Origin of the sequence: Pseudoalteromonas sp. MEBiC 03607 (assembly GCF_004792295.1) — a bacterium.
GTDB classification, from domain to species: Bacteria; Pseudomonadota; Gammaproteobacteria; order Enterobacterales; family Alteromonadaceae; genus Pseudoalteromonas; species Pseudoalteromonas lipolytica_C.
Map to the genome: position 1 here is coordinate 450,972 of NZ_SRRY01000001.1, position 24,000 is coordinate 474,971.

The window sequence follows — 24,000 nt, forward strand, 5'->3', positions numbered from 1 at the left end:
TGATTAGCAAGTTGCTTAGTTCAAGGATTAGTATGCGTACATTTTTTCAGTGATTGTAGTAAAAAAATGTAAGAAATTAATCTATTTTAATTGGCCTAACTAAACCGAGCAGTTGATAGATTATAAAAATAGTCGCAGCAAACATTAAACTACTTCTTAGCGCACCTAAGCCAGCCAGCATCATGGTCATTGTTAACAACAAAGCGATGCCTGTCACAGCAAAACTAACACACAACCCGGTGCACTCTTTTTTAGAATGAACAAAGTACAATAAAGCGACAACACCGAAGATAGCTAGAGTAGGTAAAAAATAAATCATTATGAGCCCAGTTACTTAACACTGCGCTATCATACCTAAAATCAACACAAAAATAAAGTTATTGAGAATTATTTTCATTTAAAACCAATTCCGCTCAACGCCTTCTATTTCATATAGGGCGAAATCAGCAAACTGCTCAGCCAGCTCTGCTTTTAAGTAAGGCATTGATACAGAACCAGAAGCTAGTTGTATATACAAGCTTTTAAGCTGTGATCGGCGCATTAAATAAGTGCTTATTGTGGTGACGCTTTGCGCTTTGTAAATTTCAAAAACACGATATTGAATACCTAACATGCCTGTTTTAAATACAGCAAAGAAACGGCCATCATGTTCATACATCGCCATACCTGTTTTTTGATAACTTAAAAACACACCAACCATCAACAACAGAGCCACTAAAATGCTCCAAAGCATCATAGTAGCATTAAATAAAGCATTGAAAATTAAAGCAGAAACTATAGTTGGCAGTAGCACGTATAAAAGTGTGTTTTTATAAAGTAACGCCCGCTCTGGCTTTATAAAGTGAAGCTCTGTTAAATCAACAAACCAAGGAAATAACCAACGACACACAGTTTGCACTTGCTCTTTAGTTAAGACTGGCATCACAAAAGTTTGTTTATTTTTATGTGCCGCGACCCCAGCGGCTATACCGCCACTACTTACTTGTGGGCAAATCAAGGTAAAGCGATTCAGCAAACGCGCAATAATATTCTGTTTGATTTGCACACTTTGAATTTTCAAAACACTAATCGATAGTTGCTGACGCTCAAATAAACCTGCCACACGCTTAAACTTATCGTCCTGAAAATAAAGCTTAAAATTAAAAAATCGCACTAAAGCCATCACTACAGACAGTAAAATGGCACATAAAACAATCGCAATAACCATGATTAACACTGCTATTGCAGCGGCGCTGCCAACAAAAGCAGCTTGCTCATTAAGCATGGCCTCAAGGCGGTTTATGATATTTTTTTCGAGGTACTCAAGAATCACATTCATAAATGGAGCCAGTGCGGCTAAGGCCAAAATCGCCATGTTCGACATCAAACCAAATTTAGCAATTTCAGCATTGCTAATCGTTAAGGTGTGCGACTTGTCAACGGCTTCGCTTTGCTCAATAGGCGGCTGTTCTTGTTGTTCTAACTGAGCCTTAAACGCCATCACTTGTTCGCGTACATGCTCGGCATAGCTAAGCTTTACTCCCGGGATCACAGCTTCTTGAGCGCTACTTCCGGCAGCATCAAATATACAATTAACTAAATTAACCGGCTGAAAATAAAAAGGTTCGGCAATATTTACGTTTTGTACTCGAGCAAATTTTAGGGTTAGCCGCTCTTTTTTAAATACCCCTTTATTGAGCAGTATTTCGTTACCATCCGTTATGCGATATTTAAAATTACGATAATAAGCAAAGGCATATAACATTAAAAATATTGAAGCGACTGAAGCGGCTACCTGCCCCCAAAACATTTTTTGCTCTACTTGAGTGACAAATAGCACCAAAATTGGCAATAAGTTCAAAAGGCCATCTTTTATAAAGCGCAGTGCAAAATGAACAATAAAGTACAATATTGCCCATGGCGAGACACGTTGCCATTGCTGATCATTCATCGGCAAACTCATTATCTTGAGCTGATGTGATATCACCATAACCCTGCACAAACTGACGGACATCATTGCACTGCTCGTCAGTTAAACCGCTAATATGCAGATCAGCACTCATGCCACCCGCACTGTAAAGCCTGAGTGTTGCTAAGCCTAATTTTCGCTCAATTGGGCCGCGATGAATTTCGGTGTGCTGCACGCGAGAAATAGGCAATAGGGTAACTTGTTGCCAAATTAAGCCTCGTTTAAATGCAATATCATGTTCGCGTACAGCCACGCCTTTGGCGCGCACACTAAAATAGTTATAGCTCAGGGAGATTACGACAAGGACAGGTAAAATAGCTAACCAAGGTGCTGCAACTGCCTCGGTCAAACCTTGATTTAAGTGCCTAACCACAATAATTGTGAGCATCAATGGGATGTAAAATAATAGCCAATTTATTTGTACTTGCCAGATAGCATTTTCTGCAAGTGGCTGAAATTGAATCGTTTGATGCTTTGGAAGGGTTTCTATTTGTTGATTACTAAACACGGTAATTCCTTGTAAAGGCCAGCTGTGCCGGCCTAACGTGCTAACAGGTAAATTATACCCAGCGTAGTTTTGTTGCAAGTGTATGGCTTGCACCGGGTGCAAGCTCTACTGCATCGTCAAGTACATTAGCGGCTTCTAGGCACAACATCACGTGATATTCGTCATCAGCAAAATTTGATAACCGTTTTGATTTCTCGATCCATGGGTTCCAAAGTACACACGATGTTGAATTTTCGCGGCCTACTTCAATAATGCCATCTGGCGTGATGATACGCTGCGTATCTTTCGCTTCGGTGTAAACCATGTCTGTTTCACGTGCAAACGATACGAGTTCATTTTGCTCAAATGGTCCTTCTGCAAATTCGATGTATTTCGCACCTTGCAGACCATCTACTTTTGTTTCTTCGATTGCAGGCGTTGGGAAATATGTGTGCAGTGCTTGAGTAAACTGTACGGTTTGGTTATCTAAGTTAGTGGTTGTTAAACGCAGCTCTAAACTAGAGGTTAAAATAAACTCGGCTAATAGCTTAGTTTTATAAGGCCAATACTTTTCATCAATTTGCGTCATAGGCAATGACAAGCTGATATAAATAGAATCGTCTTGTTCTTTTACTTCTTCAGCACGCCATAAACTTGTGCGAGCAACACCATGCGCAGGCCAGCCTTCATGTTGGCTAACACCAAACCATGGCCAACAAATCGGAATACCACCTCGCACACCTTTACCTTCTTGGTAATCTTCTAATTCAGAGACCCATAATAGTGGCTTTTTATCGGTTGGCGTGAACTCAGTAATTTGTGCACCTTGTAAAAAAATCGTCGCTGTACAAAACTCGCTTGCAACCTTAATAAACTCAAGTCCGCTTTCACTTTGCTCAATCGTAACTGATGGCGATAACTTCATAACTCGTCCCATTTGATGAAAGAAAAACCAACCTTACCCAATGCAACCGTCATTAGTAAATAATATTTAGTTATTTACATAAATTGTTTTACTACAAAAAGGTAAGTCACTTTATAAGTGCATGTTAAGTGCTAAGAACATTTACTAAAGTTAATTGACTAAATTTAAATTTTTATTCTTACTCTAAACAAATAATCCACCTCAAAACCAGCGATATTAAACAGTATTTATAGCTTAGATAGCCATTATTTATTTGAACTCAATTTATTAGACATGTAATATTTCGCGATTGCGGCTGTGAGCGTCGCCAATTTAAGAGACAGAAACATGCAAAAGTATGACGAGCTATTAGTGTCGTTACGTAAGGTGATTAGAGCTATCGACCTACACTCTAAACAACTCAATAAAACATCAGGGTTGACCGGCCCACAACTACTCATTATGAACGAAGTTGCACAAACCGATGGCATTACGGCAAGTCGCATTGCCCAGAATGTGAACTTAAGCCCTGCAACCGTGACAAATATTTTAGACCGCATTGAGAGCCGAGAGCTCATTACGCGCGTGCGCAGTCAACTTGATAAACGTCGTGTCAGTTTGTATTTAACCGAGCGCGGAAAACAGCTGCTTAATCAGGCTCCGCAGCCCTTACAAGAACACTTCATAGAGAAATTCACCGCCCTTGAAGAGTGGGAGCAAAGCTTACTACTTTCATCTATGCAACGAGTCGCTGCTATGATGGATGCTGATCAGCTCGATGCTTCACCACTTCTAGAAGTTGGCGCAATCACAAAGACGTTTGAACCATAAAGAAAATTTAAACTAGTTGATTAATATTAATTTTATGTGGCTAGTCTTGGGTTCATCACAAATATCATCTATGCTTTATAGTACCGATTCCAATACTAGCGATTATTCATGCTTAAACTTTCAAAGTTAGCCCTTGCTATTGCTTTGGGCACTACTTCTAGTCTTAGTCAGGCATCTGAAATCGATGACCTTCAAAAACAGTTACAGCTTCTTCAGCAACAAATGCAACAACTTCAGCAAAAGCTAGATGCAGCAGAAGAAAAGTCAAAACAGCAAGCTGAAAAGCAAGAGCAAATTGATGCACAAGTAGCAAAGCAACAAAAGCAACTTGAGCAGCAAACAGCTGCTGTAGCAACACCTGAGAAAAAATCAGGTATTAAAGTGGGTGGCGCTGTACGTACCAACTTTAGTCATACATCTTACAATGACGGTAATAAAAATCGTGGTGGCGACTTCGACTTTGATATTTTCAGGCTTAATTTTGCAGGTGATGTTGGTGATGTGCAGCTAAACGCTGAGATCCGTTTTTTCGATTACATGACCGCTGTTAAGTATGCCTACGCAGCCTATGACTTTGCCGAAGATTGGCAGGTGCAGGCAGGTATTACCAAAGTCCCTTTTGGTAACTGGCCGTATAATTCACATAACTACTTTTTTGGTACCACTTACTATGTTGGTTTAGAAGATGACCACGACTTAGGTGTACTATTTAAACGTAAACTGGCCGATAACTGGCAAATTGATCTTGGCTTTTTCAAAAATGATGAGTTAGGTGGCGTTGACGGTTATGTAAGCGACAGAAGTGACCGCTACTCTTACGATGTAGTTGGTTTTCGCTCAGCCGAAGAAGGTGTATACGCTGAACCAGGCAATGCTATTGGTGAATACAACACTTTCTCTGGCCGATATGGCTATCACTTTGAACATGACGGTGGCACAACAGAGCTTGGTGTCTCAGCTCTTTCTGGCGGACTACATGATGGTGAAGATAAAGCCGGCGATTACTATGCCTGGGCTGTGCACTTAAACAGCACAATTGGTCCATGGAATTTCCAACTACAGCATGGTGAGTATAACTACGATATTGATAACGTAAACCGCATGGCCGTGGGTGCTTATGCCTTTTACGATAGTATCGCCGCAGAAGCGACCATGACCAATGCCAATATCGCTTATAGCCTTCCAGTAGAATGGGGTCCGGTAACGAACCTGCAGTTTTATAATGACTACGGCATTATTTACGACAAGTCAGACAACAGCGAAGATACATGGATGAACGTAACCGGTGTATCTGTCGCTGCAGGTGGTTTATTCACTTACTTTGATTTTGTACAAGCGAAAAACCAACCATTTGTTGGTGGTTCAATTGCTGGCGACAGCGACGAGACTGAAACCCGCTTCAATATCAATATTGGTTATTATTTCTAACACCAATACGCATAAGCAAGGAGCTAGTCTCCTTGCTTTATCTTTACTCGAAAACACACAACAATTCTACGCTACTTTTAGCGCTCTGTAGTTACTAGCAAACTTCTTACCTCACGACCCAAGTGCTGACAGTTCTATTGATGCAGGTCCGATCTGTACCTCTAGCAAAAACATTTTCTGGCTATACAAATGAAAATCATTATTATATAGCGCCATTCTGAGCTAGATTTATTGATAAAAGCTGTATAGTAGCTATATCAAATTAGCTCTTAGAAATTATGGGTATAGACCCTATGACAACATCAACTACCCCGTGCATTTACTTTGAAGACGTTGCAGAGGAACATATTCATGTCAATACTCGAGCTACTTTCTCGAGCTGAAAAGCTAAAACAAGCGATAAACACCATCACGGATGATATTGACCATCATCTATTAGCACTAGCGCCTAGTGCTGATTTAGATAACTATAAAAAGTTTTTAACCTTACAGTATGCCTTTCAATCAGAATTAAAAGGTCTATACGAACATGCTGGTTTACATCAATATATAGATAACTTGCATGATCGTACGCGATTATCTTTAATCGAGCAGGATTTAAACGATTTAAAACACCCGTTACCAAATCATAAATATCAACCCTGTCGCTTTCAAAATGCCGACTTTGCCTATGTACTTGGTTGGCTGTATGTAGTTGAAGGGTCGCAATTTTCTGCAACTACATTAGGTAAACAAGTTGAAGCTGAGCTAAAGTTAAATAATCAACGTGGTGCGCGCTACCTTGCTAAAGCCAGTAAGTACTCTAAAGGCTGTCAACTAAGTCATCTTATTGATAACCTTGAGCTCAGTGAACAGCAACAGGCCACCTTGATAGAAGGTGCAGAGCAAGCACTGCAACGATTTAAGTTTTATCAGGCCCAATTTTATTGATGAATGTGAGAGCGGCGTTTACCGCCTATAAAAATGGCTGCTATCAATTACTCGGGTTATTGATGGTGGGTTTAGGTATCATAGGTATTGCATTACCTGTGATGCCTACAACTATCTTTTTTATACTAGCATTGGCGTGCTTTACCCGCTCATCACCTAAGCTCTCAGCCTGGCTGCTAAACCACCCTAGATACGGCCAGCCTTTAAGGTTTTGGCAAGAATATAAGGTCGTTCCTACTCGCGCTAAGTTCTTAGCAGGTTTGGGCATGGCTATCGGGTATGCTTTTTTACTACAAAGTGCCGCGCCAATTTGGGTTATGTATTTAGTGGCGGTGATTGAGTTAAGCGTTTTAGCCTATTTAATTAACCGCCCATCAGCGCCAAATAAACCAACCCTAATTCAAACTAAACTGACCACACACACCCGCTTAATGTTGCTTGCTTGTTTTCTCAGCTCGCAACTTGCGGTAATGGCTTATCTTGCTATTCATTTCTAACGCAAAGAAATGTAAAGAACGTAAACTTGCTTGTTATCACTAATGCAAATCATTATCATATACGTATAACAAACAAATACACCTAATTATGTTTTCTTTAAATAAACGCAGCTTTTATAGTGTAAGCCGCGCCTTACATATATACCTTTCAACTGCACTATTCTTTTTACTTATTTTATTTTGTGTCAGCGGCATTATTCTGAATCACGTTAGTTGGCTCGAAAATGATAAACATAATGGTCAGAACCAACTACTTGTTTCTGCGGAGTTATTCGAAAAAGCACAAGCTAATCTCGACACGTTACCGAGCCTATACCCTGATATAGAACAGTACATGCAGCAGCAATTTTCACTCAGTAATGTAAAAAGTATTGAGTGGGAAAAAGAAGATGCTTTGGTGATGCTCGACTACCCGCTACCAGCAGGCTTTGCTTACGCCGAAATCGATTTTCAAACGGGCGAGCTCAATATTGATTATCAAACCGGTGGCTTTATGAGCCTGATTGGCGACCTACACAAAGGCCGCCATACAGGTAAAGCATGGAGCTGGGTCATTGATATCTCGGCTGTTTTGATGATTCTGTTTGCCATCACCGGATTAATTATTCTCTTTCAAAACCGTAAAAAACGGGCCGCAGGCCTTTGGTTAACGCTTCTTGGTGTTGCCACGCCTTTGGTCATTTATCTAGTTTGGGTGCCTCAACTTAAAGGAGTATCTTAATGAAACAAGCCCACTTAATCGCCGCTCTATTGATCAGCTGTTTATTCAGCCCACTGAGCTTTGCAAAAGACGCCAACCTAACCGTTGAGTTCACCTTACCAGAGCTAGATATTTCTCCATATCATCGCCCTTACGTGGCGCTATGGCTAGAAACACCTGAACGTAAACACGTTACCACTATTGCACTTTGGGTCGAAAAAGCAGAATGGTTTAAAGACTTACGTCAATGGTGGCGAAAAGCCGGCCGTAGCAACGACAACTTCGATGGTGTGACGGGTGCAACAAAACGCCCTGGTACTTATACCATTGAGTGGCAAGGAAAAGATTTAAAAGGCAATCCAGTTAAACCTGGTAGCTACCTACTTAATGTCGAGGTTGTTCGTGAAGAAGGTGGCCGAGATTACACCCGCGTTGAAATCGACTTAACGAAAGACGGCAAAGTCACAATTAAAGGCGAAAAAGAGTTCGCTACTAGCTTTGTTACCATTACCAGTAATTAAGGACAAACAATGAAATTAAAATTATTAAAAACAGCGCTGATTGGCGCAGTGACCTTCACAGCAATCGCGTCTGGCTATGCACAAGCACATGCCCGTTGGTTAATGCCATCTCATACTTCTTTATCAGGTGAGAAAACTCACTATGTGATGATCGATGCCAGTATTTCAAATGAGTTGTTTAGCCCAGATAAAGCATACCGCCCGAAAGAAAAAGGCGCAGAGTACGACGACAACCTATTAATTGCCCTTGCTCCAGATGGTAAACCGGTTGAAGAAACAATTCGTGCATACTACTTAAAACGCAAAAATTCAGCGGCAGTGAGTTTATCTCAAGACGGTACTTACCATATTGCTATGCAGCAAAAACCAATGCTAATGACTTTTTATAAAGACAAAGACGGTAATCGCGGTCGTGTGTTCGCAGGTAAAAAAGAAGCAGATCTACCAGCAGGTGCAACTGAGGTACGTACTGTAAAATCAATCGCAACTGTTGATACTTTCGTTAGCCGAAATGGCACTTCTAAGCCAACATTACTTGGTCAAGGCTTAGAAATTTCAGGCCCAACTCACCCGAACGATCTGTTTGCAGGTGAAGAGGCTAAATTCCAATTATTAATGGATGGCAAACCAGCTGCTGACGTTGAGCTTGCTATTGTTCGTGGTAGTGCTCGCTACCGTAATGAACGCGACGAAGTGAAAGTAACAACCGATAAAAAAGGCTTCTTTACGGTGACTTTCGCTCATGCCGACATGTATCTGATTGAAGCATCTGTTGATCAAAAGCCAACAGAGGCAGATATCGATAACGTACGCTACTCATTATTCACAACGCTTGAAGTGGCGCCTGAATAATACGCTTAATTAGGCCTAAACGCGGCCTAATTCGACTTTCGAGGAAGACTGTAGTCAACAGTGTGATCGCAGCTACCGTCTTTCTCGCAATCATTAATCCCATCACCATCGACATCCCAGCTTGGGTGCATGCCTTTTAGTGCACTTTTTATTACGCTGATGTCTACTGTAAAGTTACTTTTCTCATCACGACGCGCGGCATTGCGCATCAAAAACACCCGAATCACATAATCACCATCATCAGGGATGTTAATCTCGGCATGATCTCCTTTTGCCGGGCCAACAAACAAAGCGGTTGGATTACCTTTTGGTAAAATATTAAAGTAGTTACTCGAGTTTGAAGGAGCCAAATCAACCATTAAGGTATTGCCTTTATTAAGGTTTATTTGATATTCCAGCATCTCATAACCTTTAATTGTGTCTTTAACTTGCCAGCTTTGCTGCACCGCAATATCTGAAGCTAATAACTCATAATGACGGCTATTTGGTAAATTTTGATTAGCAAACACCAAGCTGCTTACAGCCACCGAAAAACTAAACCCTATTAATAACAACAACTTCATATTCAACCTCCTTTTAAATTCTCTTTTAAAGAATGATTGGCACTAATTTTACAATTTTTAATTCTTTTAAAGTGAACTTATAGTTACTCCATCGCAGACACACTGCTTAACTAAACAGGATACCTACTATGAAACTTTTTACTTTAATAACAGCACAACCACAATTACAAAATATTAGCACTTTATTGGCACGTATTGGTTTATCGGCGATCTTTTTACTAACCGGCTTTAGCAAAATAGAATTCTTTGATGCAACAGCACAGTACATGGCATCAGTAGGTTTACCAGAGTTCTTACTGCCGTTTGTGATTGCATTTGAGATTGTGGGCGGGTTATTTATTTTACTGGGCTTTTTAACACAACTAACCGCTGTCGCTTTTGCTGGTTTCAGCATAGTCAGTGCTTTGTTATTCCACTTTCAACTTGATGATCAAATGCAATTTTTAATGTTCTACAAAAACATTGCAATGGCTGGCGGCTTTTTAGCATTAGCGAGTGTTGGGGCAGGCAAAATCAGCCTAGATCAACTAGTTTTAAAGCGTAGTCAGGCATAATATTAATCCCAGCCAATACCCTAGGTTATTGGCTGAGTTTATTTTTAAGAGGCGCAAGCATGGCAAAATTATTAACAGCAACCAGCCACGATATTGGTGGGCTCGATGTAAAACGCATCTTGCCGCATTTTGACAAGAAAATGGTAGGCCCATTTATCTTTTTTGACCACATGGGGCCGAATCACTTTCCTCGCGGTGAAGGCATAAATGTAAAGCCTCACCCTCATATTGGCCTGTCAACGCTCACTTATTTATTTACGGGCAGCATTTACCATCGCGATTCGCTAGGTAATAGCCTGCAAATAGAACCCGGCGATGTCAACTGGATGACAGCAGGTCGCGGTATAGTGCACTCAGAAAGAGAAAGCCTTGAGGTGCGGGCGAGCGAGCACGACATCAATGGCCTGCAATGCTGGGTTGCTTTACCTGAGAGTATGACCGAAATAGCACCGCGCTTTGAACATATCAAAAAACAGCTGCTGCCTGAGAGAATCGAAAAAGGCGTGCTGATGCGACTTATCGTGGGTGATGCCTATGGCTTAAGCTCGCCGGTGAAAAGCTACTCACCGATGTTTTATGTAGATACGGTAGCCGAGCAAGGTAGTCATATTACTAAACCGCATCCTCATCATGAAACCGCCGTGTATGTTATTTATGGTGAAATTAGTGTGGGTGATACTCGCTATACCCAAGGTGACTTTGTGCTACTTGATGACAGCGAACACGAAATAACGACTCTGCTGCACAGCCGCTTTATTTTACTCGGTGGCAGTAAATTCAATAAAGTCCCTTACTTGCACTGGAACTTTGTTGCTTATAGCAAAGAGCGTATCGAGCAAGCAAAACAAGATTGGCAAGCACAGCGCTTTGCAAGCATTCCCGGTGATGAGCTTGAGTATATTGAGTTGCCCACAGCTAAAAAGTAAACTTTTCCAGCATTTACAGGTACTATTAAGCAGTTAAGTAAGCAAAGGAACATCATGCTAAGAATTACGCTAGAGCAGTGGCGCATGTTTCGTGCTGTTGTTGAATTTGGAGGCTTCAACCAAGCCTCACAAGGCATTCATAAAAGCCAATCGAGTATTCATAATGCGGTTGGTAAGATTGAATCTGCACTCAATGTAAAGTTATTCAGTATCCAAGGCCGTAAAACTGTACTCACTGAATCCGGTGAAATGATACTGCGCCGTGCCAATTACTTACTTGATGAGGCAGCTAAAGTTGAGGCCATTGGGCAAACCTTGGGTGAAGGTATCGAAAGTAAATTACGCATTGCTGTTGATGCTATTTTTCCGCAGCAATTGCTTTATAAAGTGCTTAACGATACTTCGTCGCAATACCCGCAACTGCGTATTGAACTGCATGAGTCTGTGCTAATGGGGGGCAATGAGCTGCTCGAAAACGATCAGGTTGATATTGCCATTACCGGCTTTCCGATAGCGGCAAACTTTCACGAAGAATTATGCGATATCGAATTTATCGCTGTAGCTCACCCAGATCACCCTTTACATGCGATAGAGCGTGAAATCACTCTCGAAGATTTAAAGTCACACCGCCAAATTGTTGTTCGCGACTCAGCAAAAAAACACAAACAAGATGGTGGCTGGTTAGGTGCCGACCAGCGCTGGACCGTTACTCATATGCGCACTTCGATTGATATGATCAGTAATGGACTTGGCTTTGCATGGCTACCAAAAATAGCGATAGAAAAACAACTCGCTGCTGGGCAAATGAAAGCGCTCAATTTAACTCATAACAGTAGTCGTAGCGCTAAGTTACATTTGCTCTTTAAAGATGGTGACAAACTAGGTCCGGCAGCACGCGCATTTCTTGGCGAATTGCGTTATCAAGTGATGGAAAACCTATAGTTTTAGGGGCGTTTCAGCAATACCTTTAACGCCCGGCTCAAGAATAAACACGCCCCCACTGTGCGGGTAATCAGCGAGCACCGAGTTTTCTAACCCTACTGCCGCAGTCGTCACCGCAAGATGTCTGAGCTCCTCGCCGACAAATGCGACACTCGTAACACGCGGTGCGGGCAAGCGAATAAACTGCACCTGCTCACCACTTGGAGCAAAACGATAAATGCCATAACCATTCCATGCGGCAACCCAAAGATGATCTTCGCTATCAACTGTCATGCCATCAGGAAAACCCATATTGTCAGTAAAGCGAATAAACTCTTGTTTATCAGCAAGTTCGCCTGTCTCACTCAGAGTGAAGCGGTAGATTGTTTGTTTATCTGAGTCTGTAGAATATAGAAACTGACCATTTTTACTTACCGCAGGGCCATTACTAATAGTGTAGCCATGATCTACCGCTGTCGGAGTCTGGCCATGACCAAAACGGTATAACTTGCCACTACTGCTTTGCTCTTGAGAGTCCATTGAACCAAAAAAGCCAAAGCCTTGGCGAGACGTTTTACCATCGTTTAAGCGGTTTTGTGAGGGTTCGTGATCGATTGAGTAAAGAAGTTCACGGCTAAAGTCTTCACTATTGAGTTTATAAACGCCTTTGGCAAAGCCTGCGATTAATTCAGCTTGCTCGGTTTCCATCACCCAGCAAATAGGTTCTGGCATAGTAAACTGGCTAACGCGCATTGATTGGCAATCTAAACGAAACAAACGTTGCCCTAAAATATCGACCCAAAATAAACAGTTATGCGCCTTGGCAAAATAGGCACCCTCGCCTAATTGGCATTGACTAGAAATGATTACTTTAATGGTGTCATCGAGCATAGGCTTCATTACACAAACAGCTGAACTATCCTCATTCTATCTGTGTATGAAAATAAGTGCTAGGCCAGATAAACCAGCGACCAGTAAGATGATGCCGCGAATGGCCTTTTCATTGAGGTTATTATTGATCACAAACGACAAGCCCCAGCCAATTAAAATTGCGGGTAAGCAGAAAAAGAACAACTTCACATCAGCCATATCGGCAGAGCCTGTAAGCATCAGTACAACAATGCCAAACAAGTTTATAAATACGAAAAAGGCGCTTAGGTTAGCTTTAATTTTGTCTTTATCTTCAGCTTGATAGAGCAGCCCCATTGGCGCGCCACCAGCAGAAGTCGTGGTGCCTAAAAAGCCCGACGACATCGACGCTAGTAAGCTTGTAATGGTGGAAATTTTCGGTTTCATACCTATGATAGACAATGCCACCACTACCAAAATACTCACCCCAAGCAATAGCTGATACTGCTTCGCATTGACATACAACATCACAATAGCAGCAAAGATAACCCCCACAGCTCCACCAATAATGGATATGCCTGTTTGTTTCATGTCTATCGCGCCACGGTGTTTAATCATTAACACCGACGTTAAAAACAGCGCATTCAAAATCATTGGTCCCGGCACCAGCTCTGGCATTAGCCAGTAAAGCACTGGCACACATAACATACCTAAACCAAAGCCAATAACACTTTGCAGGCAAGCGCCAATAATCAGAATTAAATAAACAAGCACAAAGTCGGTCAAACTTTCTTACCACCTTCCTAACTATGAGATTTCAAATGTTTTAAATAATTATTTATTATTATAGTATCATTTGAATTGTGTAAAATTTTTTCTTTGCTTTAAGTTAATGCAACTGACAATTTAGTTAAGTCCAACCTGCATCCACTATCAGTGATTGTGCTGTCATCATGCAGCTATCATCAGCGGCTAAGAATAGCGCGGCATTCACTACATGGTCTGGTTGAATTGTTTCGTTAATACATTGACTTAAACGAACATCTTCAATCATTTCTGGGGTTAGCCAATGAGTAATTTGGCGCTCTGTCATCACCCACCCCGGAACCAGTGAATTTACACGAATATTGTCTTTACCATATGAAGCAGCTAATGAACGGGTTAAACCTTCAATCCCCGCTTTCGCTGTTGTGTAGGCTGGCATGCCTGTTTGCTTAATACGCCAGCTTACCGATCCCATATTGATAATGCTACCACCGCCTAAACGCTGCATGTGTTCAACCACAGCTTGCGATGAGAAAAAACACGGGCGCAAGTTAACTGCAAACTTGTCTTCCCAATATTTCACATCCATATTTTCAGCGGCATGGCGGGTGTCATCGGCTGCGTTATTAATTAACACACCAATGTCACCCTGTTGCTGACGAGTTTGCTCAATGGCCGCTTTTAAGGCTTCTACATCACGTATATCGCAATGAATAAATTGCGGGTCAAACTCATATTTACCAGCTAATTTCGCACATAACGCATCGCTTTGCTCGGTTGCAATATCAACAAAGGTGACTTTCGCGCCCTGCTCGCAGAACCGCGTTACCATTACTTCACCAATTCCCGATGCACCGCCAGTAATAAACACACTCTTACCAACAAGGCTTGGGTAAACTGTTTTTAGCTCGTTTGAATTTGGCATGATAACCTTTTGTTTTAAAGTAATTACAACGTCAAAAAGCGATACTTATTGAGCCGCTTCTTTATCAGCGATTTCTTTTTCAATAAACGCCATTGCTTCATCAATCATGTATGTCATCATGTTTTTAGCACGCTCAGGATCGCCGCTCGCAATCGCGTTATACACTTTAAAGTGCTCTTCAGCGATAGCCTTTTTGTTGCCCTTAGCAGGTGTAGTATGTTGAATACTCACGTGTAATGCGGTGCTAATAAAATCACGTAATTGATAGAAGAAACGGTTACCACTGGCATGTAAAATTGCAGTATGGAAGGCAAGATCTGGCTCATGCATTACGCCTTCAGGCTCTTCTGCTGCCGCTTGCATTTTATCGAGTGCCATTTTGATTTCTGCAATGGCTGCTTGGTCGCCTTTTCTTGCTGCAAGTGCTGCTGCTTGTGGCTCAATCGCCAAGCGCACTTGTAAGAATTCTTTAAGTACGTACAGCGATGGGCTGCTTTCTAACAACCATTTTAATACGCTTGTATCGTATAAATTCCAGTTATCCGCCGACTCAACACGAATACCTTGTCGTGGACGAGAAGAAATCAGTCCTTTTGCTGCAAGCATTTTCACTGCTTCACGAACAGCTGTGCGGCTAATACCATACACTTCACATAATTGTGCTTCGGTTGGTAGCCCCGTTTCAGAGTTATAATCTCCAACAATAATTGCCTTACCAAGCTCATTGGTAACTTGTTGTGATAGGTTTAAATTTTCTAAGCGCGCCATGTGTGTTCCTCAAAAGATCTGAGTAATATGATACATCTATAAAGCTATTCCGTCATCCTGGAAATAGTTGATTAAAATCAATAACAAACAAAAAACAGCCTAATACAAGTGTCTATAAATTGCGCAACCAAGTCACCATTTCAACTACATAGTGTCACCTTATTTTAACAAATCTCTTTCACTTGGCCTATTTATAATATAATATTTTTATTAGACAACTAAAAAAGCAAAAATTCTCTTTCAAAATTAGGTGGAACACACGATGGTCGAACTAAGTACCTTAGACTGGGCAGTGCTAGCAGGATTTTTTGTCCTGTTACTGGGCGTTGTCGTGATGTCTATGCGACAAAAAGAAGAAGACACCGCTGATTACTTTTTAGCGGGTCGTAATGCAAGTTGGTTAGTGATTGGTGCCTCTATTTTCGCATCAAACATTGGCTCGGAACATTTAGTGGGCCTTTCAGGTTCAGGTGCACAATCGGGTATGGCACTGGCTCACTGGGAAATGCAATCGTGGATCATTCTACTGCTCGGTTGGATTTTCGTGCCTTTTTATTGGAGTAGTAAAGTCTACACCATGCCAGAGTTCCTTGAGCGCCGCTTTAACTCTAAATCACGTACATTCTTATCTGTTATCTCATTGATTAGTTATGTATTAACCAAGGTTGCAGTGACAGTGTATGCCGGTGGTATCGCGTTTAAAACAATCCTAGGTATTGAGAGTATTTGGGGTATCGACTTCTTCTGGATTTCAGCCATTGGCCTTGTGGTGATTACTGGTATTTATACGGTACTTGGCGGTATGAAAGCCATCATGTGGACCTCGGTGTTGCAGACCCCTGTGCTGATTATTGGCTCCTTAGTCATATTAGTTGTTGGTTTAGATAAAGTAGGTGGTTGGGCAGAAGTTGAGCGTATCAACGATGCTAATATGCACCTTATTCGAAGCGCTTCAGATGCTGAATTCCCATGGCCTGGCATTGTGTTTGGTTCATTCATTATTGGCTTTTGGTATTGGTGTACAGACCAATACATCGTACAACGTGTTTTATCTGCAAAAGGCATTAAAGAAGCCCGTCGCGGTACCATGTTTGCCGGTTACTTAAAGCTACTTCCTGTATTTATCTTCTTAGTACCAGGCATGATTGCATACGCATTGAATGTTAAAGGTATTATTAGCTATGAAAGTGCTGACCAAGCTTTCCCAACTTTAGTTGCTGAGCTATTACCTGCTGGTGTTAAGGGAATTGTAATTGGTGGTTTAGTAGCGGCTCTTATGAGCTCTTTAGCATCATTATTTAACTCATCAGCAACCTTATTTACCATTGATTTCTATAAGAAATTCAAACCAGAATCATCTGAGAAACACCTTCTTAAAGTAGGCCGCATTGCCACTATCGTGATTGTTGTTTTAGGCCTTCTATGGATACCCGTGATGAGCTTAATTGCCGATGTTCTTTATGAATACTTGCAAAGTGTGCAGTCTCTTATTGCACCGGGTATTGCTGCGGTATTCTTACTAGGTTTATGTAGTAAACGCATCACTCCAACAGCGGGTTTTGTGGGCTTAGTATCAGGGTTTGTACTGGGTATGATCCGCTTAGTGTTGCTGCCATTTAAAGATGATTTAACAGGTTCATCATTTGCATGGATCACCACGATGAACTGGTTGTATTACTGTATTCTGCTATTTGTCGTGGTCGTTGTGATTATGATTGTGGTGAGTATGTTCACCAAGCAAGCAGACGAAGAACAATTGAAAGGTCTTACTTTCTCAAGCCTAGATAAAGCAACCATGAAAGAAGTGGCTGCCGGCTTAGATAAGTGGGACTACATTCATACCGCGGGTATTATTGGTATTACAGCCTTTATTTACTACCGCTTCTGGTAATCGTTCGTTCCCAAGTTGTAGGGCGCCAATTGGCGCCCTTTTTTAGTCTGCGAGTTCAGGTGAGAACACAGGAAAGCCGTTTTTATCCCACGTAATAATACGTGCTCGCGCATGGCGGTTAGGATCTGTAAGTGGTGTGCCTTTGAGCTCTTTATAGTCACGGCTGTGATAAATCATTAAATCGGTTACCCCATCTTCAGCTTTTACAAAACTGTTGTGCCCAGGGCCAAAACGACCTAGCTCAGCATTGGTGGTAAACACCGGCTCAGCCTTCTTATGCCAGCTAGCAGGGTCAAGTAAGTCAGCATTCACATCCGCCCATAGCAAGCCCATTGCATATCGATGATCGGTGGCACTGGCTGAATAAGTGACAAATATTTTATCGCCATGAGTGATAACAGCAGCACCTTCGTTGACCTTATAGCCTTGCACTTCCCACTCTAGGGTTGGCTCTGTAATCGTAATAATCGGTTCTTTAATTGATGTTGGTGAGTCCATTTCAGCTAACCATAAAGCCGAGTTATAGGTTGCAGGCTGGTTCTGCTGCGCCCAAATCATGTAACGCTTACCCTTGTGCGTAAAACTTGTGGCATCAAGCGAAAAACTATCAAGATGGCTAGTTACTTGCCCCATTTCTTGCCACTCACCTTGCATCGGATTAGCGCTGTCGTTTTTAAGTGCATACATGCGAATACTAAACGGCTTTTCGATATCACCTGCGGCAAAGTAGATATACCAACTGCCATCAATCTGATGAAGCTCAGGGGCCCAAATATTGACACTCATTGGGCCTTTATCGCGCTTTTGCCAAATAACCTTCGGCTCAGCTAATTTTAAATCGTTTAAACGACAAGCTTGGCGCAGCTCAATTTCATCAAATTTCGGCGAACTACCTATAAACGTGTAACAGCCACTTTTTTCATCACGAACTAACCAAGGATCGGCACGTTTAAGTACAATGGGGTTATCAATAGGCGCTAAAGTCTTGCTACTATTAGCATCAGCAAGGGCTGACAATGACGAGGCGCTTAACGCACTAACAAGCGTTAGCCGAGATATTTTTTTGAGCATAATGTGTCCTGTAATTCGTCTCGATTTTATTGTTAATATTGTATTACATATTATATAGTAGCTGGATGAACACAAGAGTTAAAACAACAAAAGGTATTCAAGCATGAGACCCGTAAGTAACGTGACACAAGCGATGAAGTGGCTTTCAACAGGGCTACTTTTTTCTGCCGCAGCCGTATCTGCAAAGCAAGTTGAAGTACATGACCCAGTGATGGCGAAAGAAGGCGATACATATTATGTATTTAGCACAGGCCCTGGTATTACCTATTATGAATCTAAAGATTTAACCAACTGGAAACTTACAGGCCGGGTATTTAAAGACGAGCCTAGCTGGGCAAAACGCGTGTCACCTAATTTTGGTGGCCACTTATGGGCACCCGATGTGTACGAGAAAAATGGTAAGTTTTACCTTTATTACTCAGTCTCTGCGTTTGGCAAAAACACTTCGGCAATTGGTGTAACAGTTAACGAAACCCTTGACCCATCGTCACCTGATTACAAGTGGATTGACTACGGTATTGTAGTCGAGTCTGTGCCAGAGCGTGACGATTGGAACGCGATCGACCCTGCGATTATTGAAGATGATAACGGTACACCGTGGATGAGCTTTGGTTCGTTTTGGGGCGGCTTAAAACTAGTACAACTTGATGATGACATGGTGCGCTTAGCAAAACCTGAAAAATGGCACCACATTGCGAGTCGTCCCAACACGGAACATGGTCCGATTGAAGCACCTTATATCTTCAAAAAGAATGGCTATTATTACCTGTTTGTATCATTTGATAAGTGCTGCCAAGGGGTAAAAAGTACGTACAATGTACGCGTAGGTCGCAGCAAAAACGTTGAAGGGCCATATTTAGATCAGCAAGGTCGATCTATGGTTGATGGCGGTGGTAGCTTAGTTATTGAAGGTAATAAAGATTGGGCTGCTCTTGGCCACAATGCTGCATACACCTTTGATGGCAAAGACTATTTAGTATTACACGCCTACGAAACCGCCGACAACGGCGTGCAAAAGCTACGTATTTTACCTATGAGCTGGAAAAACGATTGGCCGGTTGTCAACCCCGCCGACCTAAATAAGCTCAAAACCAAGCTTAAGAAGTAATCATCCAAACCAAAAAAACCTGCAAAATTGCAGGTTTTTTATTTACTTAAGTGATCTATTTTGAGATAGCAAGTTGGTATTATTAACGAAAATCAACCAAGGTAATATCAACGAGCATGGGGCTTTGGCAGCCTTGTTGATGCTTTTCTTCAATAAATACGCTGTACACATCGCGTGCCAAATGCGCAGGTATTAGCACCTCAAAGCGACTGCCTTTATTCATTAATTGCAATGCTTCTTGCAAGCCCACTATCGCCTCTGCAATTTCGTACTCTACAGCAGCGCCTTGCTTGCGAGTGTCGAACAACACCCGACCATTTTTAAGGGTAACCCGTTGATGTACAGTCACTGTGGCATCCCAACAAGGTTTATCCCCCTGACCTTGCTCAATCACTCTATAACCAAGCCCTGTCGGCGTTTGGTAAAAACTGTGTTGCTCAGCGCTATTATCTAAAAGCGACGGTAAAACATGCTCTTTAGTCGTCGCAAATACATTGTTGCTTAACATAGCCAACTCTTTATTGTGCGTTGATTAAACGAATACCATAGATACCACCGGCAACAGAATCTTTGTCGGCAGCAAAACGTAAGGTCAGCGTTGTCGACTTTTTCATTGCTTCTGTTAATGGGTAATCAATGGTGTAGAACTCATCCATTGGTTTACCTACAGGCAAACTAACTGCAGCTAATTGCTCACCATTTAAATTAATTGAGAAGTGACGGTTCACATCGCCAATAAAATAGCGAACACGCAAAGCAACCGCTTTTTGTTCTGGGTTACTAAGCTGATACTCAAACCAACCTGTTGCATCGCGCCAGTGATGACCATTATTAACACCCGCACGAGTTCCTTCACCTTTAAAGCCATGCTCAACTTCTGGTTGTTGTTCACCCGGCGTAATTTGATCCACGGTTAATAAACGAAGCTGCTCTTTCGCTTGCTCAGCCGCTTTTGCATCGGCAACAAATTGCGTGAACTCGGCTTCACTTTGCTGCGGCCAATACACTTGATAGCGACTATCGTGTAAGCGGAAGAACGGAATTAGCTCTGTGCTTTTGGTGTTATCGATACCTTGCTTGGCAATTGCCACATTTTTATCGGCGATAAATGCGAGCTCTTGGCCCGGTTTACGAGTGAGATCGGCAATAAATTTTTCTGGCTCGCTCAGCATAATTGGTAGAGCCTCAGGCGGACAAGTCGGCCCTGCGGCGATGTGGCCCATGCGGCTATTATCAGCAACAAAGTTAAGCTTTTCATTTGCAAATGCTTGTACTTTGGTAGCCATTACAACAGGTCCGTACATCACCGAATAATAATGCTGACCATCAGGGAGCTGTTCAGTATAAAGCTTAGGGTTAAGCTCAAAGGCAAGTTTATCACCACTTTGCCATGCATGGCTGATGCTGTAGTAACCGTCTTTTTCGGTTGCGTTTACAGCTTGTCCATTTAGAGTAAAGCTCAGCTCGCCTTGTTGCCAAGACGGTTTACGAATATGAATTACCGACTCAGTGCTTTGCCCCTCAGACAAACGATTCACGGTCAGTGAGACCTTGTTATCATCTGGGAATTGGCTTTCTTGCGTGATCTGTAAGCCCTGCTGTTGCCAGTTTAAAGTGCTTGGAATAAGCAAGTTTACCCATAGCTCTTTGCCTGTATTGCTATAAATCAGCTCACCATATTTGCTATGATTTTCAATACCTGAGCCTACGCAACACCACATTGAATCTTGCACTGACGAATACATACGGTAATGACCAGGACGCATTGAGGTAAAGTAAACAAGGCCACCATGCTCTGGGTGTTGTGACGATAAAATATGGTTATATGTGGCGCGCTCATAATAGTCTAAATAGCGCGTATCACCGCTTTTTAAGAACAATAACTTACTTAGTTTCATCATGTTGTAAGTGTTGCAGGTTTCAGGGCCTTCAACATCTTCAACCATTGGCGTGAAGTCACTTTTATCATGAAAATGCTCACGTACTGAGTTACCGCCAATTGATACTGAGCGCTCTTGGCTCACTGTTTTCCAGAAAAAGTTAGCACCTTGCTGCCATGCTTCATCATCGCTGGCATTTGCTACTTTCAACATGCCAATAATTTTTGGAATTTGCGTATTGGCATGCAGGCCCGTTAACTTATCTTCTTTGTGTAATAAAGGTTCGATAATGATGTTATGAGAGAACTGGCGGGCTAGCTTTAAGTAGCGCTCATCATCACTAATAAAGTACATGTCAGCAAACACATCATTTAAGCCACCATGCTCTGAATACAGCATTTGTTGAACTTGTTCATCAGTTAGCTTTGCAGTGGTCGCTAAGAACCATTCGCCTAACTTAAATAGCATTTGTTTGGCTTTATCACTACCGGCTACGTCATATGCATCACGCAAGCCATGGAAAATTTTATCGATGTTATAAAGCGGTACCCAGCGGTCATTTAAGCTAAATAAGTCGGCTTTGATTTCACCCTTTTCAATCTGCTGCCACATTTCATCGCCATTTGGGATACCACCTAAGTAACCACCTGTGGCTTGTTGGGCGCGATCCAGCTCGCTTAGCATATAATCTAAACGCTGCTTTAATTCTTCGTCACCGGTGGCTGCCCACGCAAGACTCAAGGCAGAAAGGTAATGACCACCAATATGGCCATCAAGACCTGTGCTTTCCCAGTTGCCATAGTTAGGCGCTTTAGGTTCAAGGCCGGCTTCACGCAGGTAAGGAGCAAGTAGCTGATCAGGATGAAGTGCTAATAAATAACGCACATTCGTTTGCTGTGCATGTAAAAACGGGCTGGCACTTAAACTTACTTGGTTTAGGGCAAATAAATGTTGTTCGCTGGTATGTTCAGCATGCTCCACAGCAGCAGTTTGTTTACTGTCTGTTGGCAGCTCACTACAACCGGTCACAGTTAATAATGCAGCACAAATGCTTGCTAAATAGCTAACTTTTAATGTGTTCATACTGTTTGTTGCCTCCCAGCGAATTGTTATTTTAAAGAGCAAAGCGCACACCCCGTTTAGTGTGCGCATTTAAAGAGTGGTTATTTTGGTAGGCGTTTATGAATAACCATATCCGTATAGTACTCATCGGTAATTTTGTATTTTTTCAAGATCAAACCAAGTAAGGCGTGAAATACACCTGGAATGATAGTTAGCATCAGTGCTAAGCCCATTAGGGTGAACTCGGTTTGCTCAACGTTAGGCTTGTACTCAAAGAATGCCAGTAATAAACCACCTGCTAAGCCAGCTAAGCCACCCCCTGCTTTTTGGCAGAATGAAATGCCGCCAAACGATAGACCTGATGCACGAACACCGTCTTTAATTTCACCGTAATCTACAGCTTCAGCAATTGCAGACCAGAATACTGGCGCGTGTAAATCAACCACAAATGACAAGATGATATAAAGCACAAACGCCATCATTACATCGCCAGGCTGCACTACAAAGTACATTAGTAATGAAATAAATAGCACGGCAATTTGTGATTGACGGAATAGCTTCATTTTACAGTAACGCTGGGTGATCCACGTACTTGCCACCATTGAGACAATAGATGCTGCAATACCTGCACTGGTAAAGGCACCTGCTAAATCTGGTACACCTAAGTAATAGGTTGCGTAATACATAGCAACACTGCCACGAATCGCATAGCCAAGCGTACCAAGCACACATGCTGCACAAAGTAGTAACCATTGGTCGTTTTTAATAAGTACTTTTAATTGCGTAAGTACGCCTTCGGTTTGTGGCTCATGCGTAATACGTTCGCGAGTAGTAAAGAAGCAAAACAAAAATAGTGCTACGGCACATGCCGATACCAATGCCATTGCCAGTTTATAACCATACGATAAGCTGCCATCTCCCCAATATGAGGCAAGTAGCGGCACTGAAAATACAATCACCACATTGGCAATTTTAGCGAAGAACATACGGTAGCCATTGGCTGACAAACGCTCTTTAGGATCGGCAGTTAATACACCAATGTAAGAGATATAAGGGATAGCAACACCGGTAAACATCAAGGTCGCAAACAAGTACGTGGCATAAGCCCAAGCTAACTTCATGTTGTAGTCGAAATCAGGCGTGGTAAATAACAGTACGACCGATAAACCATAAGGCACAGATAAAAATAAGAACCAGTGACGGAACTGACCCCAACGGGTTTTCACTTTATCGGTGATCACCCCCATTAAAGGGTCGGTAAAGGCATCAACAAAACGCGCCACTAAGAACAACACACCCATATCAACCGGATCAAGTCCGTAGATATCGGTGTAAAAGAAAGACATAAAATAGAATAACGCTGCAACCATGACATTTACTGCCATGTCGCCGGCACCAAAGCCGACTTTTTCTACAACGGATAACTTTTGAGATACCATACAACAACACCCTAATTGGTCAATAATGAGCCGCCGCTCACTATTTCAAGCAATGCTAAAAAGCTTTCAACATTGCGTATCAAATAAATTTATAGCCCTAGATATTACACAGCTTGGCCATTGCGTTCGTTATTTTTGTAAATTTAATGCTAATCTAATTAATAGTATTATCATACTTAT

At 42.0% G+C, this 24,000-nt stretch carries 24 protein-coding genes and 1 pseudogene; 12 read left to right on the plus strand and 13 right to left on the minus strand.

Annotated elements, in window-relative coordinates:
• Positions 1–76 precede the first annotated feature (76 nt).
• From E5N72_RS02005 to E5N72_RS02020, 4 genes are all read right to left on the minus strand, one after another.
• Positions 77–319, minus strand: a complete 243-nt coding sequence (locus E5N72_RS02005) for a hypothetical protein (protein ID WP_135923016.1) — start codon at positions 317–319, stop codon at positions 77–79.
• Positions 320–397: 78 nt separating this feature from the next.
• Entirely contained in the window at positions 398–1,930 is a 1,533-nt protein-coding gene (locus E5N72_RS02010) for a PH domain-containing protein (protein WP_240704482.1), read from the minus strand.
• Positions 1,923–2,456 (minus strand): PH domain-containing protein, encoded by a 534-nt coding sequence (locus tag E5N72_RS02015; protein ID WP_135923018.1) that lies wholly within the window; start codon positions 2,454–2,456, stop codon positions 1,923–1,925. Before E5N72_RS02015 ends, E5N72_RS02010 begins: the two co-directional genes overlap by 8 nt.
• 52 nt (positions 2,457–2,508) lie before the next feature.
• Positions 2,509–3,360, minus strand: a complete 852-nt coding sequence (locus tag E5N72_RS02020; RefSeq protein WP_135923019.1) for a D-hexose-6-phosphate mutarotase — start codon at positions 3,358–3,360, stop codon at positions 2,509–2,511.
• A 327-nt stretch (positions 3,361–3,687) separates the two neighbouring features.
• Between E5N72_RS02020 and E5N72_RS02025 the strand changes: the two genes are divergently transcribed.
• The 7 genes and pseudogenes from E5N72_RS02025 (at position 3,688) to E5N72_RS02055 (ending at position 9,098) form a co-directional block, all read left to right on the plus strand.
• Complete coding sequence (locus E5N72_RS02025; RefSeq protein ID WP_135923020.1) at positions 3,688–4,170, plus strand: MarR family transcriptional regulator; 483 nt, start codon at positions 3,688–3,690, stop codon at positions 4,168–4,170.
• Between the two features lie 108 nt (positions 4,171–4,278).
• Entirely contained in the window at positions 4,279–5,598 is a 1,320-nt protein-coding gene (locus E5N72_RS02030) for a porin (protein WP_135923021.1), read from the plus strand.
• 351 nt (positions 5,599–5,949) lie between these two features.
• Entirely contained in the window at positions 5,950–6,528 is a 579-nt protein-coding gene (locus tag E5N72_RS02035; protein WP_135923022.1) for a biliverdin-producing heme oxygenase, read from the plus strand.
• Positions 6,528–6,917: pseudogene (locus E5N72_RS02040) on the plus strand (YbaN family protein); the annotation flags it as partial. The gene E5N72_RS02035 and the pseudogene E5N72_RS02040, both read left to right, overlap by 1 nt.
• Positions 6,918–7,113: 196 nt before the next feature.
• Positions 7,114–7,746: a PepSY-associated TM helix domain-containing protein gene (locus tag E5N72_RS02045; protein ID WP_135923023.1), complete on the plus strand. Its 633-nt coding sequence runs from the start codon at positions 7,114–7,116 to the stop codon at positions 7,744–7,746.
• Positions 7,746–8,246 carry a DUF2271 domain-containing protein gene (locus tag E5N72_RS02050; protein WP_135923024.1) on the plus strand — a complete coding sequence of 167 codons (501 nt, stop codon included), beginning with the start codon at positions 7,746–7,748 and terminating at the stop codon, positions 8,244–8,246. The genes E5N72_RS02045 and E5N72_RS02050 overlap by 1 nt, the downstream gene beginning before the upstream one ends.
• A 9-nt stretch (positions 8,247–8,255) precedes the next feature.
• Complete coding sequence (locus E5N72_RS02055; protein WP_135923025.1) at positions 8,256–9,098, plus strand: DUF4198 domain-containing protein; 843 nt, start codon at positions 8,256–8,258, stop codon at positions 9,096–9,098.
• Positions 9,099–9,124: 26 nt separating this feature from the next.
• Here the strand turns inward: E5N72_RS02055 and E5N72_RS02060 are convergent, their stop codons facing one another.
• A complete protein-coding gene (locus E5N72_RS02060; protein ID WP_135923026.1) occupies positions 9,125–9,661 on the minus strand; it encodes a hypothetical protein in 537 nt (178 codons plus the stop codon).
• 128 nt (positions 9,662–9,789) lie between these two features.
• Between E5N72_RS02060 and E5N72_RS02065 the strand changes: the two genes are divergently transcribed.
• Genes E5N72_RS02065 through E5N72_RS02075 form a run of 3 tightly spaced genes read left to right on the plus strand, consistent with a single transcriptional unit; the run spans position 9,790 to position 12,083 of the window.
• A complete protein-coding gene (locus tag E5N72_RS02065) occupies positions 9,790–10,215 on the plus strand; it encodes a DoxX family protein (RefSeq protein WP_135923027.1) in 426 nt (141 codons plus the stop codon).
• Positions 10,216–10,274: 59 nt separating this feature from the next.
• The gene (locus E5N72_RS02070; protein WP_135923028.1) at positions 10,275–11,141 is read left to right on the plus strand and encodes a pirin family protein; all 867 of its coding nucleotides are present in this window, start codon (positions 10,275–10,277) and stop codon (positions 11,139–11,141) included.
• 54 nt (positions 11,142–11,195) lie between these two features.
• Complete coding sequence (locus E5N72_RS02075; RefSeq protein WP_135923029.1) at positions 11,196–12,083, plus strand: LysR family transcriptional regulator; 888 nt, start codon at positions 11,196–11,198, stop codon at positions 12,081–12,083.
• On the opposite strand, the gene E5N72_RS02080 is transcribed toward E5N72_RS02075, so the two are convergent.
• The 4 genes from E5N72_RS02080 to E5N72_RS02095 form a co-directional block, all read right to left on the minus strand.
• Entirely contained in the window at positions 12,078–12,962 is an 885-nt protein-coding gene (locus tag E5N72_RS02080; protein WP_240704483.1) for an SMP-30/gluconolactonase/LRE family protein, read from the minus strand. The two genes, E5N72_RS02075 and E5N72_RS02080, sit on opposite strands and share 6 nt — an antisense overlap.
• Before the next feature lie 27 nt (positions 12,963–12,989).
• The gene (locus E5N72_RS02085; protein WP_135923030.1) at positions 12,990–13,697 is read right to left on the minus strand and encodes a sulfite exporter TauE/SafE family protein; all 708 of its coding nucleotides are present in this window, start codon (positions 13,695–13,697) and stop codon (positions 12,990–12,992) included.
• Positions 13,698–13,821: 124 nt separating this feature from the next.
• Positions 13,822–14,601, minus strand: a complete 780-nt coding sequence (locus tag E5N72_RS02090; RefSeq protein WP_135923031.1) for an SDR family oxidoreductase — start codon at positions 14,599–14,601, stop codon at positions 13,822–13,824.
• 45 nt (positions 14,602–14,646) lie between these two features.
• Positions 14,647–15,369: a FadR/GntR family transcriptional regulator gene (locus E5N72_RS02095; RefSeq protein WP_135923032.1), complete on the minus strand. Its 723-nt coding sequence runs from the start codon at positions 15,367–15,369 to the stop codon at positions 14,647–14,649.
• 262 nt (positions 15,370–15,631) lie between these two features.
• Here E5N72_RS02095 and E5N72_RS02100 point away from each other — a divergent pair, with 262 nt between their 5' ends.
• Positions 15,632–17,260, plus strand: a complete 1,629-nt coding sequence (locus E5N72_RS02100) for a sodium:solute symporter (RefSeq protein ID WP_135923033.1) — start codon at positions 15,632–15,634, stop codon at positions 17,258–17,260.
• A gap of 42 nt (positions 17,261–17,302) precedes the next feature.
• Here E5N72_RS02100 and E5N72_RS02105 read toward each other — a convergent pair whose 3' ends face one another.
• Positions 17,303–18,331 (minus strand): family 43 glycosylhydrolase, encoded by a 1,029-nt coding sequence (locus E5N72_RS02105; RefSeq protein WP_135923034.1) that lies wholly within the window; start codon positions 18,329–18,331, stop codon positions 17,303–17,305.
• Positions 18,332–18,464: 133 nt separating this feature from the next.
• On the opposite strand from E5N72_RS02105, the gene E5N72_RS02110 reads away from it, so the two are divergent.
• Positions 18,465–19,439 (plus strand): arabinan endo-1,5-alpha-L-arabinosidase, encoded by a 975-nt coding sequence (locus E5N72_RS02110; protein WP_240704536.1) that lies wholly within the window; start codon positions 18,465–18,467, stop codon positions 19,437–19,439.
• Between the two features lie 82 nt (positions 19,440–19,521).
• Here E5N72_RS02110 and E5N72_RS02115 read toward each other — a convergent pair whose 3' ends face one another.
• The 3 genes from E5N72_RS02115 to E5N72_RS02125 form a co-directional block, all read right to left on the minus strand.
• On the minus strand, positions 19,522–19,947 hold the full coding sequence (locus E5N72_RS02115) for an FKBP-type peptidyl-prolyl cis-trans isomerase (RefSeq protein ID WP_135923036.1): 426 nt from the start codon (positions 19,945–19,947) through the stop codon (positions 19,522–19,524).
• A 10-nt stretch (positions 19,948–19,957) separates the two neighbouring features.
• Positions 19,958–22,402 carry a glycoside hydrolase family 127 protein gene (locus E5N72_RS02120; protein WP_135923037.1) on the minus strand — a complete coding sequence of 815 codons (2,445 nt, stop codon included), beginning with the start codon at positions 22,400–22,402 and terminating at the stop codon, positions 19,958–19,960.
• Between the two features lie 80 nt (positions 22,403–22,482).
• Positions 22,483–23,820, minus strand: coding sequence for an MFS transporter (locus E5N72_RS02125; RefSeq protein ID WP_135923038.1), 1,338 nt, complete (start codon positions 23,818–23,820; stop codon positions 22,483–22,485).
• Between the last annotated feature and the right edge of the window lie 180 nt (positions 23,821–24,000).

What these genes read in the sequence shown, in the direction of transcription:
- E5N72_RS02060 (WP_135923026.1), bottom strand. Translation starts at nt 9,661, where the DNA reads ATGAAGTTGTTGTTATTAATAGGGTTTAGTTTTTCGGTGGCTGTAAGC.
- E5N72_RS02115 (WP_135923036.1), bottom strand. Translation starts at nt 19,947, where the DNA reads ATGTTAAGCAACAATGTATTTGCGACGACTAAAGAGCATGTTTTACCG.
- E5N72_RS02030 (WP_135923021.1), top strand. Translation starts at nt 4,279, where the DNA reads ATGCTTAAACTTTCAAAGTTAGCCCTTGCTATTGCTTTGGGCACTACT.
- E5N72_RS02090 (WP_135923031.1), bottom strand. Translation starts at nt 14,601, where the DNA reads ATGCCAAATTCAAACGAGCTAAAAACAGTTTACCCAAGCCTTGTTGGT.
- E5N72_RS02075 (WP_135923029.1), top strand. Translation starts at nt 11,196, where the DNA reads ATGCTAAGAATTACGCTAGAGCAGTGGCGCATGTTTCGTGCTGTTGTT.
- E5N72_RS02105 (WP_135923034.1), bottom strand. Translation starts at nt 18,331, where the DNA reads ATGCTCAAAAAAATATCTCGGCTAACGCTTGTTAGTGCGTTAAGCGCC.
- E5N72_RS02070 (WP_135923028.1), top strand. Translation starts at nt 10,275, where the DNA reads ATGGCAAAATTATTAACAGCAACCAGCCACGATATTGGTGGGCTCGAT.
- E5N72_RS02120 (WP_135923037.1), bottom strand. Translation starts at nt 22,402, where the DNA reads ATGAACACATTAAAAGTTAGCTATTTAGCAAGCATTTGTGCTGCATTA.
- E5N72_RS02065 (WP_135923027.1), top strand. Translation starts at nt 9,790, where the DNA reads ATGAAACTTTTTACTTTAATAACAGCACAACCACAATTACAAAATATT.
- E5N72_RS02095 (WP_135923032.1), bottom strand. Translation starts at nt 15,369, where the DNA reads ATGGCGCGCTTAGAAAATTTAAACCTATCACAACAAGTTACCAATGAG.
- E5N72_RS02045 (WP_135923023.1), top strand. Translation starts at nt 7,114, where the DNA reads ATGTTTTCTTTAAATAAACGCAGCTTTTATAGTGTAAGCCGCGCCTTA.
- E5N72_RS02005 (WP_135923016.1), bottom strand. Translation starts at nt 319, where the DNA reads ATGATTTATTTTTTACCTACTCTAGCTATCTTCGGTGTTGTCGCTTTA.
- E5N72_RS02055 (WP_135923025.1), top strand. Translation starts at nt 8,256, where the DNA reads ATGAAATTAAAATTATTAAAAACAGCGCTGATTGGCGCAGTGACCTTC.
- E5N72_RS02035 (WP_135923022.1), top strand. Translation starts at nt 5,950, where the DNA reads ATGTCAATACTCGAGCTACTTTCTCGAGCTGAAAAGCTAAAACAAGCG.
- E5N72_RS02025 (WP_135923020.1), top strand. Translation starts at nt 3,688, where the DNA reads ATGCAAAAGTATGACGAGCTATTAGTGTCGTTACGTAAGGTGATTAGA.
- E5N72_RS02020 (WP_135923019.1), bottom strand. Translation starts at nt 3,360, where the DNA reads ATGAAGTTATCGCCATCAGTTACGATTGAGCAAAGTGAAAGCGGACTT.
- E5N72_RS02010 (WP_240704482.1), bottom strand. Translation starts at nt 1,930, where the DNA reads ATGAATGATCAGCAATGGCAACGTGTCTCGCCATGGGCAATATTGTAC.
- E5N72_RS02100 (WP_135923033.1), top strand. Translation starts at nt 15,632, where the DNA reads ATGGTCGAACTAAGTACCTTAGACTGGGCAGTGCTAGCAGGATTTTTT.
- E5N72_RS02050 (WP_135923024.1), top strand. Translation starts at nt 7,746, where the DNA reads ATGAAACAAGCCCACTTAATCGCCGCTCTATTGATCAGCTGTTTATTC.
- E5N72_RS02125 (WP_135923038.1), bottom strand. Translation starts at nt 23,820, where the DNA reads ATGGTATCTCAAAAGTTATCCGTTGTAGAAAAAGTCGGCTTTGGTGCC.
- E5N72_RS02080 (WP_240704483.1), bottom strand. Translation starts at nt 12,962, where the DNA reads ATGAAGCCTATGCTCGATGACACCATTAAAGTAATCATTTCTAGTCAA.
- E5N72_RS02110 (WP_240704536.1), top strand. Translation starts at nt 18,465, where the DNA reads ATGAAGTGGCTTTCAACAGGGCTACTTTTTTCTGCCGCAGCCGTATCT.